The following is a 14,054-nucleotide window of genomic DNA, read 5'->3' on the forward strand; positions in this document are numbered from 1 at the left end:
TTTTCGAATGAAAATAGCGTGAAATCGTAACCCAGTTCTCAACATTATGAATCATTCATCATTACAGGGTCGACAATGATTGAAATTGAAATACGCCATCTGGGTGATCGTGAAATATTACACGCAACACCCGCCGGAAAACGTGAGGAACCACTGCCTGTTATAGTGTTTTATCATGGATTTACCTCATCGAAGCTGGTCTACAGCTATTTTACGGTGGCACTCGCGCAGGCCGGTTTTCGTGTGGTCATGCCGGATGCACCTGACCACGGCGCACGTTTTACCGGCAACGAACAGGCGCGACTTGGGCAGTTCTGGCACATTTTGCATGGTAGCCTGACCGAGTTTGCCGGGCTGCGCGATGCGCTTTACCAGGCAGGGCTGGTGGCTGATAATCGGCTGGCCGTGGCTGGGGCATCGATGGGCGGGATGGCGGCGCTGGGGATCATGACGCACCATCCAGAAGTGAAGTCAGTGGCTTGTCTGATGGGCTCGGGCTACTTTACCTCACTGGCGAAGACGCTTTTTCCACCTCAGGCACTCACAGAGGTTGAGGCGGCGCTTGCAGAGTGGGAGGTTACCCGGGCGTTACCGCGTCTGGCCGATCGTCCTTTGCTGTTATGGCATGGTGATGCGGACGATGTGGTTCCACCCGGAGAAACGTTCCGGCTTCAGCAGGCGCTACAGCACGAGGGGCTGGATGGCAACCTGACCTGCCTGTGGGAAGCGGGCGTTCGCCACCGCATTACGCCAACGGCGCTGGACGCCACGGTGGACTTCTTCCGCCAGCACCTTTAAACGCACAGGACGTTGACACCCTGATCTTTCAGTTTCTGGAGGATCTCAGGGTTGGCACCTTTGCCGGTGATCACCATGTCTATCTGTTCAGCACGGCTGAACAGCATTCCTGCGCGTTCGCCCACTTTACTGCTGTCGACCAGCACAACGAGCTTGCCCACCACGTTAAGCATGTTTTGTTCTGCCATGGCGGTCAACATATCGGTTTTGTAGAGGCCATCCGCGGTCAGGCCTTTGCCACTGGTAAACATCCAGTGTCCGGCATAAAGACTGTTTTCGCTGTCCTGCGGGCTGAGTGTGATGGACTGGCTCTTGTTGTACTGGCCGCCCATGATGACCACGCTTTCATGCTCCTGATCGATAAGATAGTTGGCGAGCGGCAAGTAGTTCGTGATGATTTGTACCGGCTTTCCGCACATCTCCCGACCTAACAGAAACGCCGTGGAGCCGCAGTTGATCACCACGCTCTCGCCGGGGTTCACCAGCTGCGATGCCGCTCTGGCAATACGGACTTTTTCATCATGATTTTGCGCCTGATGAATGTTCATCGGCGTCCAGCGTGGACGCTGCTGGCTAATCGCTTCCGCACCGTTGCGGACTTTTTTCAGCTTACCGCTTTCATCCAGCTTATTAATATCCCGCCGCGCTGTTGCCGGGGAAATCCCTAAACGTTCGATCACTTTCTCAACGGTGACAAACCCTGTTTGCGCCAGGAGTTCCAGTAATATTTGATGCCGTTGCGCTTCCGTCATGAGCTATTCCGATAAGAATTGATTTTAAAAGATGATATTTGAAATAGCGTGAAATTACTAAAAGAAATATGAAACCGCCAGACACTCGGGTCTGGCGATGGGCCTTAATAATCAGAGGAATGACTTGAACGGCAGGTCTGGCTCAAGAGTAAAGCAATCATCAAAGCCACGTGGGTAGTGATACTCGAGATTGTCTTTGTCCAGCGGCCAGGTGAACTTGCCTCCTACCTGCCAGATGAACGGCTTAAAGCCATACTTCAGGCGATCTTTTTTCATTTCCCACAGTACGCGTATCTCCTGCGGGTCGGCCTGGAAGTTTGACCAGATATCGTGGTGGAAAGGGATCACTACTTTGGTGTTCAGCGCTTCCGCCATGCGCAGCATATCGGCGCTGGTCATTTTATCTGTAATGCCGCGTGGGTTCTCCCCGTATGAGCCGAGCGCCACATCAATCTGATGCTCATTGCCGTGCTTTGCATAGTAGTTTGAGTAGTGAGAGTCACCGCTGTGGTACAGGGAACCGCCGGGCGTTTTAAACAGGTAGTTCACCGCACGTTCGTCCATACCGTCTGGCAGTACGCCTGCGGCTTTCTGATCGGCCGGAAGGGTAATCAGTGCAGTGCGGTCAAAGGCATCCAGCGCGTGGATCTCAACGTCTTTAATTTTGACCACATCGCCCGGTTTCATGACGATGCAGCGCTCTTTCGGTACGCCCCAGCCGATCCATAAATCCACGCAGGTTTGCGGCCCGATGAACGGTACGTCATCGGCACAGTTTTGCATGACCGCTGCCGCCACGTTGACATCAATATGATCGTTATGATCGTGCGTAGAGAGAACGGCATCGATCTGGCGAATGGCGAACGGATCAAGAACAAACGGTGTGGTACGCAGGTTTGGCTGAAGTTTTTCCACGCCCGCCATGCGTTGCATCTGATGGCCTTTTTTCATCAGCGGGTTACCGTGACTCTGTTTGCCGGTGCCGCACCAGAAATCGACACAAATATTCGCGCCACCTTCTGATTTCAGCCAGATCCCCGTGCACCCCAGCCACCACATTGCAAAGGTACCAGGAGCAACCTGTTCCTGCTCAATCTCTTCATTCAGCCAGCTACCCCATTCCGGGAAAGTGCTCAGAATCCATGATTCACGGGTAATGGTGTTCACTTTACTCATCGTTTTGACTCCTGGTTTAATCAAAAGTAATCAACTGGTGATTTGTTGTGATTAATGCTGGCACCATTTCACGCGCATTGCAACGATCAAAATGTGTAATTTTATCTGCCTGACGTCACGGACGCTCTTCTCGCTTCTTGTTATCTTTTACCGTATTAATCATTAATTGCATGAATTATATGGAAATAATTCTATGTGGCATGCCGAAGTGAAAATCATTACTAACACCAGGGAAATAATTTGCGTGATGCGTCACAAATAATCAGATTTAATCTTGTGATGATTATTTGTGATTAATAGAGTGTTGTCACCAACCGCACAGGGATTGCCCCTCGTGTTCTCATTTCTGGAGAGAGTTATGGAGATCCTCTACAACGTCTTTACCGTGTTCTTTAATCAGGTAATGACTAATGCCCCGCTGTTGTTGGGCATCGTGACGTGCCTTGGCTATATCCTGCTGCGTAAAAGCGTCAGCGTTATTATTAAAGGCACCATTAAAACCATCATCGGTTTCATGCTGTTGCAGGCGGGTTCAGGCATTTTGACCGGCACCTTCAAGCCGGTAGTGGCCAAAATGTCGGAAGTCTATGGCATCAACGGCGCCATCTCTGACACCTACGCCTCGATGATGGCCACCATCGATCGCATGGGCGATGCCTACAGCTGGGTAGGGTATGCGGTCCTGCTCGCGCTGGCGCTGAACATCATTTACGTTCTGTTGCGCCGCATTACCGGTATTCGCACCATCATGCTGACTGGCCATATCATGTTCCAGCAGGCAGGGCTGATTGCGGTTTCCTTCTTTATCTTTGGCTACCCAATGTGGACGACCATTATCTGCACCGCGGTGCTGGTCTCGCTCTACTGGGGTATCACCTCCAACATGATGTACAAGCCCACGCAGGACGTCACCGACGGTTGCGGCTTCTCCATCGGCCACCAGCAGCAGTTTGCCTCCTGGATTGCCTATAAAGTCGCGCCGTATCTGGGCAAAAAAGAAGAGAGCGTGGAAGATCTTAAACTGCCGGGCTGGCTGAATATTTTCCACGACAATATCGTTTCTACGGCGATTGTGATGACCCTCTTCTTCGGTGCCATTCTGCTCTCCTTTGGCATTGACGTCGTACAGGCGATGGCGGGTAAAACCCACTGGACTGTCTATATCCTGCAAACAGGTTTCTCTTTCGCGGTGGCGATTTTCATTATCACCCAGGGCGTGCGTATGTTCGTTGCCGAGCTGTCCGAAGCCTTCAACGGTATCTCTCAGCGTCTGATTCCCGGTGCGGTACTGGCGATTGACTGCGCGGCTATCTACAGCTTCGCGCCAAACGCGGTGGTCTGGGGCTTCATGTGGGGCACCATCGGCCAGCTGATTGCGGTGGGTATCCTGGTGGGCTGCGGCTCTTCCATTCTGATCATTCCTGGCTTTATCCCGATGTTCTTCTCCAACGCCACCATCGGCGTCTTTGCGAACCACTTTGGTGGCTGGCGAGCGGCGCTCAAGATCTGCCTGGTGATGGGGATGGTGGAAATCTTCGGGTGTGTGTGGGCGGTCAAGCTCACCGGTATGAGCGCCTGGATGGGCATGGCCGACTGGTCAATTCTGGCACCACCGATGATGCAGGGCTTCGCCTCCGTTGGCCTGATCTTTATGGCTGTCATCATCCTCATTGCTCTGGCTTATATGTTCTTCGCTGGTCGCACTCTGCGGGCTGAAGAAGATGCAGAAAAACAAACAGCAGAAGTTTCTGCTCATTAAGGAGTTTCGATTATGACCGTACGTATCCTGGCTGTGTGTGGCAATGGGCAAGGGAGTTCCATGATCATGAAGATGAAAGTGGACCAGTTTTTAACCCAGTCAAACATCGACCACACGGTGAACAGCTGCGCAGTGGGCGAATACAAAAGTGAACTGAACGGCGCGGACATCATCATCGCCTCTACCCACATCGCCGGTGAGATCACCGTGACAGGCAACAAATATGTGGTAGGCGTGCGCAACATGCTGTCGCCAGCCGACTTTGGGCCAAAGCTGCTGGAAGTGATCAACGCGCATTTCCCACAAGATGTGAAGTAAGGACGCAACATGAAACTACGTGATTCGCTGGCAGAGAACAGCTCCATCCTTTTACAGGCCGACGCCAGCACCTGGCAGGAGGCGGTGAAACTTAGCGTAGATCTGCTGGTAAAAGCCGATGTTGTCGAGCCGCGTTATTACCAGGCCATTCTGGATGGCGTTGCAGAGCACGGCCCTTACTTCGTGATTGCACCAGGGCTGGCGATGCCGCATGGCCGCCCGGAAGAGGGTGTTAAAAAAACCGGCTTTGCGCTGGTTACGCTGAAAACACCACTGGCTTTCAACCACGAAGATAACGACCCGGTCGACATCCTCATCACCATGGCGGCTGTTGATGCCAACACCCACCAGGAGGTGGGCATTATGCAGATCGTGAATCTGTTTGATGATGAGGCCAACTTCGACCGTTTACGCGCCTGCCGCACCGAGCAGGATGTGCTGGATTTAATTGATAACGCCACTGCGGCGGCAGTTTAAGAGGGAATTGAAAATGTCATTACCAATGTTGCAGGTCGCGCTGGATAACCAGACGCTGTCTCACGCTTACGAAACCACCCGCCTGATTGCGGAAGAAGTGGACATCATTGAAGTCGGTACCATTCTATGCGTGGGCGAAGGCGTTCGCGCCGTCCGCGACCTGAAGGCGCTGTATCCGCATAAAATCGTGCTGGCGGATGCCAAGATTGCCGATGCGGGCAAAATTCTTTCCCGTATGTGTTTTGAAGCCAATGCCGACTGGGTCACCGTTATTTGCTGTGCGGATATCAACACGGCTAAAGGTGCGCTGGATGTGGCAAAAGAGTTCAACGGTGATGTGCAGATTGAGCTGACCGGGTTCTGGACCTGGGAGCAGGCGCAGGAGTGGCGTGACGCGGGCATTCAACAGGTGGTTTATCACCGCAGCCGTGATGCGCAGGCCGCTGGGGTAGCGTGGGGGGAAGCGGATATCAGCGCGATTAAGCGTCTGGCCGATATGGGCTTCAAAGTGACCGTGACCGGAGGCCTGGCGCTGGAAGATCTGCCGCTGTTCAAAGGTATCCCAATTCATGTCTTTATCGCAGGCCGTAGCATCCGTGATGCCGCCTCTCCGGTAGAAGCCGCGCGTCAGTTCAAACGCTCAATCGCTCAGCTTTGGGGCTAAGGAGCGGGTATGTTGTCTAAACAAGTCCCGCTCGGCATCTATGAAAAGGCACTCCCTGCGGGGGAGTGCTGGCTGGAGCGGCTGCAACTGGCGAAACAACTCAGCTTCGATTTTGTTGAAATGTCAGTGGATGAGACGGACGAACGCCTGTCTCGCCTGGACTGGAGCCGCGAACAGCGTCTGGCACTGGTTAGCGCCATTGCTGAAACGGGGGTACGTGTGCCTTCCCTGTGCCTCAGCGCCCATCGTCGTTTTCCGCTTGGCAGTGAAGATGATGCTGTGCGTGCTCAGGGGCTGGAGATCATGCGTAAAGCCATTCGCTTTGCCCAGGATGTCGGCATCCGTGTGATCCAGCTGGCGGGGTATGACGTTTACTATCAGGACGCCAATAATGAAACGCGCCGTCGTTTTCGTGACGGCCTGAAAGAGAGCGTCGACATGGCCAGCCGTGCTCAGGTGACGCTGGCGATGGAGATCATGGATTATCCGTTAATGAACTCCATCAGCAAGGCGCTGGGTTACGCGCACTACCTGAATAATCCGTGGTTCCAGCTCTACCCTGATATCGGCAATCTGTCAGCCTGGGATAACGACGTGCAGATGGAACTGCAGGCGGGTATTGGTCATATCGTGGCGGTTCATGTCAAAGATACCCGGCCTGGTGTATTCAAAAATGTTCCGTTCGGCACCGGGGTGGTGGATTTCGAACGGTGCTTCCAGACGCTCAAACAGACAGGGTATTGCGGGCCTTACCTGATTGAGATGTGGAGTGAAACGTCGGACGACCCGGCAGCCGAAGTGGCGAAGGCGCGGGACTGGGTCCGTGAACGTATGGCGCGGGCTGGGTTGATGGAGGCTGAGCATGCATAAGCTTAAGCAGCAGGTCTTTGAGGCCAATATGGATCTACCTCGCTACGGTCTGGTGACGTTTACCTGGGGTAACGTCAGCGCCATTGACCGTGAGCAGGGGCGGGTCGTGATTAAGCCCAGCGGTGTGCCCTATGAATCCATGACCGCCGACGACATGGTGGTTGTCGATCTCCATGGCAACGTGGTTGACGGAAAGTGGCGTCCTTCTTCTGATACCGCCACCCATCTGGCACTGTATCAGCGTTATCCCTCCCTGGGCGGCGTTGTACATACACACTCGACCCATGCCACGGCCTGGGCGCAGGCAGGGCTGCCCATTCCGGCTCTTGGCACCACGCATGCAGACTACTTCTTTGGCGATATTCCCTGCACGCGGGCATTAACGCAGGCCGAAGTGGAAGGGGAGTATGAACTCAACACCGGTCGCGTCATTATCGACACGCTGGCTGAGCGTGAGCCGCTGCATACGCCGGGTATTGTGGTGTATCAGCACGGTCCATTCTCGTGGGGAAAAGACGCTCACGATGCCGTGCATAACGCGGTGGTGATGGAGGAAGTGGCGCGAATGGCGTGGATCGCCCGCGGCATCAATCCGCAGCTTCAGGGCATTGATGATTACCTTATGAATAAACATTTCATGCGTAAACATGGGCCCAACGCCTATTACGGGCAGAAGTGAATAAGTGCTCTGGAATACCGAAAAACAGTTGTAACCGGTGGTATTTCAGAGCCATTAGCAAAAAAAAGCCCCCGGGCAGGGGGCAAGTTAAACTATGGCTATGTTCTCTTTGTTGGCTTTCCTGGTGCTAGCGTTAAAGCGTTATCGGTAGATATCTGCACTGGCGTGCATATTGCCGTTGCTGCCGGGCTCACGCATCAGTATGACGTGATAATATTGTGCACCCTGAGCATCGGTCTCTTGATTGAGTGCCTGATCTGCTTCACTTTCAGTGGCGAAATTATGATTGATGTAGATTACGCCTAAGCTCTGCACATCATCCATGTTTTGGGCCTGCCGGCCGTCTATCTTGATGGCTGCCATCGCGTTTGCACTGAGCAAAAGTGCAGCCATTACGGCAAATGCGATTTTTTTCATGATATGCGCTCCACGACTGCGTGCTGTGAAAGGGGGTGTTGCTCTCCTTTTATAAATAAGGTCTCTGATTAAAGTGTAATCATTTATCCGGCGGGGATGCGTGACCATTTCTGATGCTGTTGTTCAAAAAAACAACGCTTCCTGATGTGATTAATTTTAAATCACCCACTTAGACCAGCTTTACGCTTTGTGCGAATTATTTGTGCAATCAGCTTGAGTTTCCAGGGGCGCGCAAGTATTATGACGCGTCAATTTTTCAGCCGACCTTTAACACGTTCCTTGCCTCCCCGGGCCTCGGCTGACCCAGACAGGAGGCTGAATAATCCGTAAGGAGCAATTCGATGCGTCATTACGAAATCGTTTTTATGGTCCATCCTGACCAGAGCGAACAGGTTCCGGGCATGATCGAGCGCTACTCTGCTGCCATCACTGGTGCAGAAGGTACGATCCACCGTCTGGAAGACTGGGGCCGCCGTCAGCTGGCTTACCCGATCAACAAACTGCACAAAGCACACTACGTTCTGATGAACGTTGAAGCGCCGCAGGAAGTGATCGATGAGCTGGAAACTACCTTCCGCTTCAACGATGCCGTTATCCGCAGCATGGTTATGCGTACCAAAAACGCAGTGACCGAAGCATCTCCGATGGTTAAAGCGAAAGACGAGCGCCGTGAGCGTCGCGATGATTTCGCAAACGAAACCGCAGATGATTCTGATGCTGGGGATTCTGAAGAGTAATTTCTGATGACCAACCGTCTGGTGTTGTCCGGTACCGTGTGCAGGACCCCCCTTCGTAAGGTCAGTCCATCAGGAATTCCGCATTGCCAGTTCGTGCTTGAGCATCGTTCTGTGCAAGAGGAAGCCGGCTTTCACCGGCAGGCGTGGTGCCAAATGCCCGTTATTATTAGCGGACACGAAAACCAGGCCATTACTCACAGTTTAACGGTCGGTAGCGCAGTAATCGTTCAGGGGTTCATTTCTTGCCACAAGGCAAAGAACGGCCTGAGCAAAATGGTTCTGCATGCCGAGCAGATTGATTTGATAGATTCTGGAGACTAGCCATATGGCACGTTATTTCCGTCGTCGCAAGTTCTGCCGTTTCACCGCGGAAGGCGTTCAAGAGATCGACTATAAAGATATCGCAACGCTGAAAAACTACATCACCGAAAGCGGTAAGATTGTCCCAAGCCGTATCACCGGTACTCGTGCAAAATACCAGCGTCAGCTGGCTCGCGCTATCAAACGCGCTCGCTACCTGTCCCTGCTGCCGTACACTGATCGTCATCAGTAATCGGGCACGGTCCATTAATACGACTTTAAGAGGATAAGGTAATGCAAGTTATTCTGCTTGATAAAGTAGCAAACCTGGGCAGCCTGGGTGATCAGGTAAACGTTAAAGCGGGCTACGCTCGTAACTTCCTGGTTCCACAGGGTAAAGCTGTTCCAGCTACCAAGAAAAACGTAGAGTTTTTCGAAGCACGTCGCGCTGAACTGGAAGCCAAACTGGCTGACGTTCTGGCGGCTGCTAATGCTCGCGCTGAGTCAATCAACGCACTGGGCACTGTTACCATCGTTTCCAAAGCTGGCGACGAAGGTAAACTGTTCGGTTCCATCGGTACCCGCGATATCGCTGATGCAGTAACTGCAGCTGGCGTTAAAGTGGCTAAGAGCGAAGTTCGTCTGCCGAACGGTGTTCTGCGTACCACTGGTGAGCACGAAGTGGACTTCCAGGTTCACAGCGAAGTGTTCGCTAAACTGGTTGTTAACGTTGTAGCTGAGTAATTTTACTCTGCTCACGTCGAAGCGCCGGCCTTGTGCCGGCGTTTTGCTTTTTTAAGGGACCAGGCTCGCGCTTTAGTGCTTGTAGGGTCGCTATTCCTGGCGCATTCTCTGATAATAAAATGAAACGCAATTTTATTTATGAGATTCGACATGGAAACCGCTCTGCCCACGCCCGTATTTGCCCGTCGAAAGGTGGCCTATGCCTGCGCCACGCTCTGCTGTCTGCTTTGGGGTAGCTCTTACCCGGCCATAAAAAGCGGCTATGAACTCTTCCAGATTGCCACCGATGATATTCCCTCAAAGGTCGTGTTCGCCGGTTACCGTTTTCTGTTTGCGGGTGTGCTGCTGCTTCTCTTTGCGTTAGCACAGCGCAAGCCCATCGGCAGGTTCACGCCCGGGCAGTTTGGGCAATTGACCGTCCTGGGACTGACGCAGACGAGCATTCAGTACACCTTCTTTTATATCGGACTGGCCTACACGACAGGTGTGAACGGCTCGATCATGAACGCCACCGGCACTTTCTTCAGCGTGCTGCTGGCGCACTTCATCTACCACAACGACAAGCTCAGCTATAACAAAACGCTTGGCTGTATTCTGGGCTTTGCCGGAGTGATGCTGGTTAACTTCCACGGCGGGTTAAGCGAATTCAGCTTCGTCTGGAAGGGCGACGGGTTTGTGGTGCTGGCAGCCTTTATCCTTTCTGCCGCCACGCTTTACGGAAAACGCATCTCCCAGACCGTCGACCCGACAGTAATGACCGGCTGGCAGCTGGCTATCGGCGGCGCGGCGCTGGTGGCGGGTGGCTATCTCACGGGAGGGACGCTGGAAGTGCATAGCATGACGGCCGTCGCGGTGCTGGGGTATCTGACGTTACTCTCTTCGGTAGCGTTCGCCCTCTGGAGCGCGCTGCTGAAAGTGAACCGCGTAAGTATGATTGCCCCGTTCAACTTTGTGATCCCCGTTGCCGGGACGGTGCTGTCCGCCATTTTCCTCGGTGAAAACATTCTGGACATCAAATATGCGATTGCGCTGGTGCTGGTCTGCTCGGGGATCTGGTGGGTCAATAAGCGGAGTCACTAAGAAGGGCATTGCCGGGGGGCTGGCTCGCCTTACCCGGCCGGAACATTAACGTGCTCTGATAAAACTGCCGTCAGGCTGGCGGGTAAACAGCACCTGCTGGCCATTTCCCGTATCAATCGTGAGCCCGGTGACGACGCCGCTGGCATTCTGACGTATCTGCACCAGCTGGCCGTTCTGCAAATTACTGAGCGGCTTGCCCGCGCCTTCCACCTGCGCCATGGCATACACATCGGTTGGCGGCAGATTGTGGTCGCGGAACAGCTGCGCAAGGGTTTTACCTGGCTCTACGCGATAGGAACGCCACTGCTGCTCAATGCCGGTTGGCTGCTGAGCCTGTGGCTCTGCCGGGGCCGCTGCCTGTTCCTGTGGCTGTTCATCCTGAATGGGTTCCGGTTCAACAGGCGCAACCTGTCCCGGATCGTTCGACGGGGTGACCAGTTGCGTCTGCACAGGCTGGGTGTCCGGCTGCGGTCGCGTTTGCGACTGAATATCCAGCTGGGCATTGCGGGTCACCGTCGCGGTGTCGGCGTCATCGCCACCGGAAGGAAGCAGGAAACCCACGATCACCATCAGCGCGCCAATGATGATCCCTCTGCGATGCAGAGGCGGCAGCGGGTCCATGATGCGAAAATTGTCCGGCGCCTGCCAGATTTTCGCCAGGGTAGGTTTCAGTTCAAATCGCCCGGGCATGGCTCTCCTCCTGCTCCGCGTCTTTTTTATCCTGTGCTCCGAAGTATAGTTTGCTAACTGCCTGAACGGCGTAGCAAACCCGACATCCGTGACATTCGTTCGGGATTAATCCTGGTTCTCTCTATTGTTTCTGTTTCGTCGCGGTTTGTCACCTTAACTTCAGACAAAGTTTTACCCATAAGGGCATGGCTGATATGCTGCCCGCTACTTTAAATGTGATGGAAGGAAAACCCATGACCACCCCGACTTTTGACACTATCGAAGCGCAGGCAAGTTACGGTATCGGCTTGCAGGTAGGACAGCAGCTGAGCGAATCCGGCCTGGAAGGTCTGTTACCCGAAGCGCTGGTGGCGGGTATCGCTGATGCGCTGGAAGGCAACAACCCGGCAGTTCCGGTTGATGTTGTGCACCGTGCGCTGCGTGAAATCCACGAACGTGCTGACGCCGTGCGTCGCGCGCGTTTCGAAGAGATGGCTGCAGAAGGCGTGAAATATCTGGAAGAGAACCGTGAGCGTGAAGGCGTGAACAGCACCGAGTCTGGCCTGCAGTTCCGCGTGATCAATCAGGGCGACGGCGCAATCCCGGCGCGTACTGACCACGTTCGCGTGCACTACACCGGTAAACTGATCGACGGTACGGTGTTCGACAGCTCTGTAGCACGTGGCGAACCGGCTGAATTCCCGGTTAACGGCGTTATCGCGGGCTGGATCGAAGCGCTGACCCTGATGCCAGTGGGTTCCAAATGGGAACTGACTATCCCGCACAACCTGGCGTACGGCGAGCGTGGCGCTGGTGCGTCCATCCCGCCATTCAGCACCCTGGTGTTTGAAGTCGAGCTGCTGGAAATTCTGTAATCAGCTTTTCTTATTTCCTCTCTTCTTCGGGGGAGAGGAATATAGTGATAAAACCTATAGTTACGACGGAATCAACATTTTATCTTGCAAACGAAACTGTTGCGTGTATTTTTGTGAGCTGTTTCGCGTTGTATGAGTGATATGACACTCACTTTAAACATATTATTAACATAATATCCAAATCATAGTATTCATCCCGCCGATTCTTACCTAATATCGATGAGTCCTTTCATGGGGACCGTTATTTTTTTGACGTATTTAAAGGCCAGAAGAGCCTTAACAACACAGACAGGCATAAACAGGAAAATATCACATGGTAGATCAGGTTAAAGTCGTCGCCGACGAAGAGGCGTCGTCTGAACAGTCGCTACGGCGCAATCTCACAAACCGTCATATTCAGCTCATTGCCATTGGGGGTGCCATCGGTACCGGGCTGTTTATGGGGTCAGGTAAAACCATCAGTCTTGCCGGGCCGTCGATCATTTTCGTTTATATGATCATCGGTTTTATGCTCTTCTTCGTGATGCGTGCAATGGGTGAATTGCTGCTCTCGAACCTCGAATACAAGTCCTTTAGCGATTTCGCTTCCGACCTGCTTGGCCCCTGGGCGGGCTATTTCACCGGCTGGACCTACTGGTTCTGCTGGGTGGTGACCGGCATGGCGGATGTGGTCGCCATCACGGCCTACGCGCAGTTCTGGTTCCCTGGGTTATCGGACTGGGTGGCCTCGCTGGCGGTGATTGTTCTGCTGCTGAGCCTTAACCTCGCCACCGTTAAAATGTTCGGTGAGATGGAGTTCTGGTTTGCGATGATCAAAATCGTGGCGATTATCGCCCTGATTGTTGTCGGCCTGGTGATGGTACTGACGCACTTCCAGTCTCCAACCGGCGTTCAGGCTTCGTTCGCGCATCTGTGGAATGACGGCGGCTGGTTCCCGAAAGGCATCAGTGGCTTCTTTGCCGGTTTCCAGATTGCGGTGTTTGCCTTTGTGGGGATTGAGCTGGTCGGTACCACGGCGGCGGAAACTAAAGATCCGGAGAAATCCCTGCCGCGCGCGATTAACTCCATCCCGATTCGTATCATTATGTTCTACGTGTTCGCGCTGATTATCATCATGTCCGTGACGCCGTGGAGCTCCGTTGTACCGACCAAGAGCCCGTTCGTTGAGCTGTTTGTGCTGGTTGGACTGCCTGCGGCGGCAAGCCTGATTAACTTCGTGGTGCTGACCTCCGCGGCCTCTTCGGCCAACAGTGGGGTGTTCTCTACCAGCCGTATGCTGTTTGGTCTGGCACAGGAAGGGGTTGCGCCACGCGCGTTTGCCAAACTGTCTAAGCGTGCGGTGCCGGCGAAAGGGCTGACCTTCTCCTGTATCTGCCTGCTGGGCGGTGTGGTGATGCTCTATGTGAACCCGAGTGTGATCGGTGCGTTTACCATGATCACCACGGTCTCTGCGATCCTGTTCATGTTCGTCTGGACCATCATCCTGTGTTCTTACCTGGTGTACCGCAAACAGCGTCCGCACCTGCATGAAAAATCGATCTACAAAATGCCGCTGGGCAAGCTGATGTGCTGGGTGTGCATGGCGTTCTTCGTCTTCGTGCTGGTTCTGCTGACGCTGGAAGACGATACCCGTCAGGCGTTAATCGTCACGCCACTGTGGTTCATCGCGCTGGGGCTGGGATGGTTATTTATCGGTAAGAAACGTATGGCAGGCATGCGTTAATAAAAAAGGCCACAGA

Annotated in this window: 18 protein-coding genes; 14 read left to right on the forward strand and 4 right to left on the reverse strand. The window is 53.6% G+C overall.

Translation table 11 applies throughout. From position 1 onward, the window contains the following. Positions 1 to 75: 75 nt before the first annotated feature. On the forward strand, positions 76 to 798 hold the full coding sequence (yjfP, locus tag BH714_RS16610; RefSeq protein ID WP_040018466.1) for an esterase: 723 nt from the start codon (positions 76 to 78) through the stop codon (positions 796 to 798). On the opposite strand, the gene ulaR is transcribed toward yjfP, so the two are convergent. Next, positions 795 to 1,550, reverse strand: a complete 756-nt coding sequence (gene ulaR, locus BH714_RS16615) for an HTH-type transcriptional regulator UlaR (protein ID WP_014168326.1) — start codon at positions 1,548 to 1,550, stop codon at positions 795 to 797. The two genes, yjfP and ulaR, sit on opposite strands and share 4 nt — an antisense overlap. 111 nt (positions 1,551 to 1,661) lie before the next feature. After that, positions 1,662 to 2,726, reverse strand: a complete 1,065-nt coding sequence (gene ulaG, locus BH714_RS16620) for an L-ascorbate 6-phosphate lactonase (RefSeq protein WP_020882936.1) — start codon at positions 2,724 to 2,726, stop codon at positions 1,662 to 1,664. 358 nt (positions 2,727 to 3,084) lie between these two features. Here ulaG and ulaA point away from each other — a divergent pair, with 358 nt between their 5' ends. Genes ulaA through BH714_RS16650 form a run of 6 tightly spaced genes read left to right on the forward strand, consistent with a single transcriptional unit; the run spans position 3,085 to position 7,493 of the window. Then, positions 3,085 to 4,485, forward strand: a complete 1,401-nt coding sequence (gene ulaA / locus BH714_RS16625; protein ID WP_020882935.1) for a PTS ascorbate transporter subunit IIC — start codon at positions 3,085 to 3,087, stop codon at positions 4,483 to 4,485. A 12-nt stretch (positions 4,486 to 4,497) separates the two neighbouring features. After that, complete coding sequence (gene ulaB / locus BH714_RS16630) at positions 4,498 to 4,803, forward strand: PTS ascorbate transporter subunit IIB (RefSeq protein ID WP_014168329.1); 306 nt, start codon at positions 4,498 to 4,500, stop codon at positions 4,801 to 4,803. Between the two features lie 9 nt (positions 4,804 to 4,812). Then, complete coding sequence (gene ulaC, locus BH714_RS16635; RefSeq protein ID WP_014168330.1) at positions 4,813 to 5,280, forward strand: PTS ascorbate transporter subunit IIA; 468 nt, start codon at positions 4,813 to 4,815, stop codon at positions 5,278 to 5,280. Positions 5,281 to 5,293: 13 nt separating this feature from the next. Further along, the gene (ulaD, locus tag BH714_RS16640; protein ID WP_008502901.1) at positions 5,294 to 5,944 is read left to right on the forward strand and encodes a 3-keto-L-gulonate-6-phosphate decarboxylase UlaD; all 651 of its coding nucleotides are present in this window, start codon (positions 5,294 to 5,296) and stop codon (positions 5,942 to 5,944) included. Positions 5,945 to 5,953: 9 nt separating this feature from the next. Beyond that, positions 5,954 to 6,814: an L-ribulose-5-phosphate 3-epimerase gene (locus BH714_RS16645; protein WP_040018467.1), complete on the forward strand. Its 861-nt coding sequence runs from the start codon at positions 5,954 to 5,956 to the stop codon at positions 6,812 to 6,814. Further along, complete coding sequence (locus BH714_RS16650; RefSeq protein WP_032679424.1) at positions 6,807 to 7,493, forward strand: L-ribulose-5-phosphate 4-epimerase; 687 nt, start codon at positions 6,807 to 6,809, stop codon at positions 7,491 to 7,493. The genes BH714_RS16645 and BH714_RS16650 overlap by 8 nt, the downstream gene beginning before the upstream one ends. Before the next feature lie 141 nt (positions 7,494 to 7,634). Here BH714_RS16650 and yjfY read toward each other — a convergent pair whose 3' ends face one another. After that, positions 7,635 to 7,910, reverse strand: coding sequence for a DUF1471 family protein YjfY (gene yjfY, locus BH714_RS16655; protein WP_025206244.1), 276 nt, complete (start codon positions 7,908 to 7,910; stop codon positions 7,635 to 7,637). A 341-nt stretch (positions 7,911 to 8,251) separates the two neighbouring features. Here yjfY and rpsF point away from each other — a divergent pair, with 341 nt between their 5' ends. The 5 genes from rpsF (at position 8,252) to BH714_RS16680 (ending at position 10,771) form a co-directional block, all read left to right on the forward strand. After that, positions 8,252 to 8,647, forward strand: a complete 396-nt coding sequence (gene rpsF / locus BH714_RS16660; RefSeq protein WP_014068637.1) for a 30S ribosomal protein S6 — start codon at positions 8,252 to 8,254, stop codon at positions 8,645 to 8,647. 6 nt (positions 8,648 to 8,653) lie between these two features. Next, positions 8,654 to 8,968: a primosomal replication protein N gene (gene priB / locus BH714_RS16665; RefSeq protein ID WP_003856035.1), complete on the forward strand. Its 315-nt coding sequence runs from the start codon at positions 8,654 to 8,656 to the stop codon at positions 8,966 to 8,968. A 4-nt stretch (positions 8,969 to 8,972) separates the two neighbouring features. Then, positions 8,973 to 9,200 (forward strand): 30S ribosomal protein S18, encoded by a 228-nt coding sequence (rpsR, locus tag BH714_RS16670; protein ID WP_000135199.1) that lies wholly within the window; start codon positions 8,973 to 8,975, stop codon positions 9,198 to 9,200. Between the two features lie 41 nt (positions 9,201 to 9,241). Next, positions 9,242 to 9,691, forward strand: coding sequence for a 50S ribosomal protein L9 (rplI, locus tag BH714_RS16675; protein ID WP_014168334.1), 450 nt, complete (start codon positions 9,242 to 9,244; stop codon positions 9,689 to 9,691). A gap of 150 nt (positions 9,692 to 9,841) precedes the next feature. After that, complete coding sequence (locus BH714_RS16680) at positions 9,842 to 10,771, forward strand: DMT family transporter (protein WP_025205818.1); 930 nt, start codon at positions 9,842 to 9,844, stop codon at positions 10,769 to 10,771. Between the two features lie 45 nt (positions 10,772 to 10,816). Here the strand turns inward: BH714_RS16680 and BH714_RS16685 are convergent, their stop codons facing one another. After that, positions 10,817 to 11,461, reverse strand: a complete 645-nt coding sequence (locus tag BH714_RS16685) for an OapA family protein (RefSeq protein WP_020882930.1) — start codon at positions 11,459 to 11,461, stop codon at positions 10,817 to 10,819. A 233-nt stretch (positions 11,462 to 11,694) separates the two neighbouring features. On the opposite strand from BH714_RS16685, the gene fklB reads away from it, so the two are divergent. Both fklB and cycA read left to right on the forward strand, forming a co-directional pair. Next, complete coding sequence (gene fklB / locus BH714_RS16690) at positions 11,695 to 12,315, forward strand: FKBP-type peptidyl-prolyl cis-trans isomerase (RefSeq protein ID WP_025205816.1); 621 nt, start codon at positions 11,695 to 11,697, stop codon at positions 12,313 to 12,315. 313 nt (positions 12,316 to 12,628) lie between these two features. Continuing rightward, on the forward strand, positions 12,629 to 14,038 hold the full coding sequence (gene cycA, locus BH714_RS16695; RefSeq protein WP_014168338.1) for a D-serine/D-alanine/glycine transporter: 1,410 nt from the start codon (positions 12,629 to 12,631) through the stop codon (positions 14,036 to 14,038). Positions 14,039 to 14,054: the final 16 nt, after the last annotated feature.

The organism is Enterobacter ludwigii (genome assembly GCF_001750725.1).
Lineage (GTDB): Bacteria > Pseudomonadota > Gammaproteobacteria > Enterobacterales > Enterobacteriaceae > Enterobacter > Enterobacter ludwigii.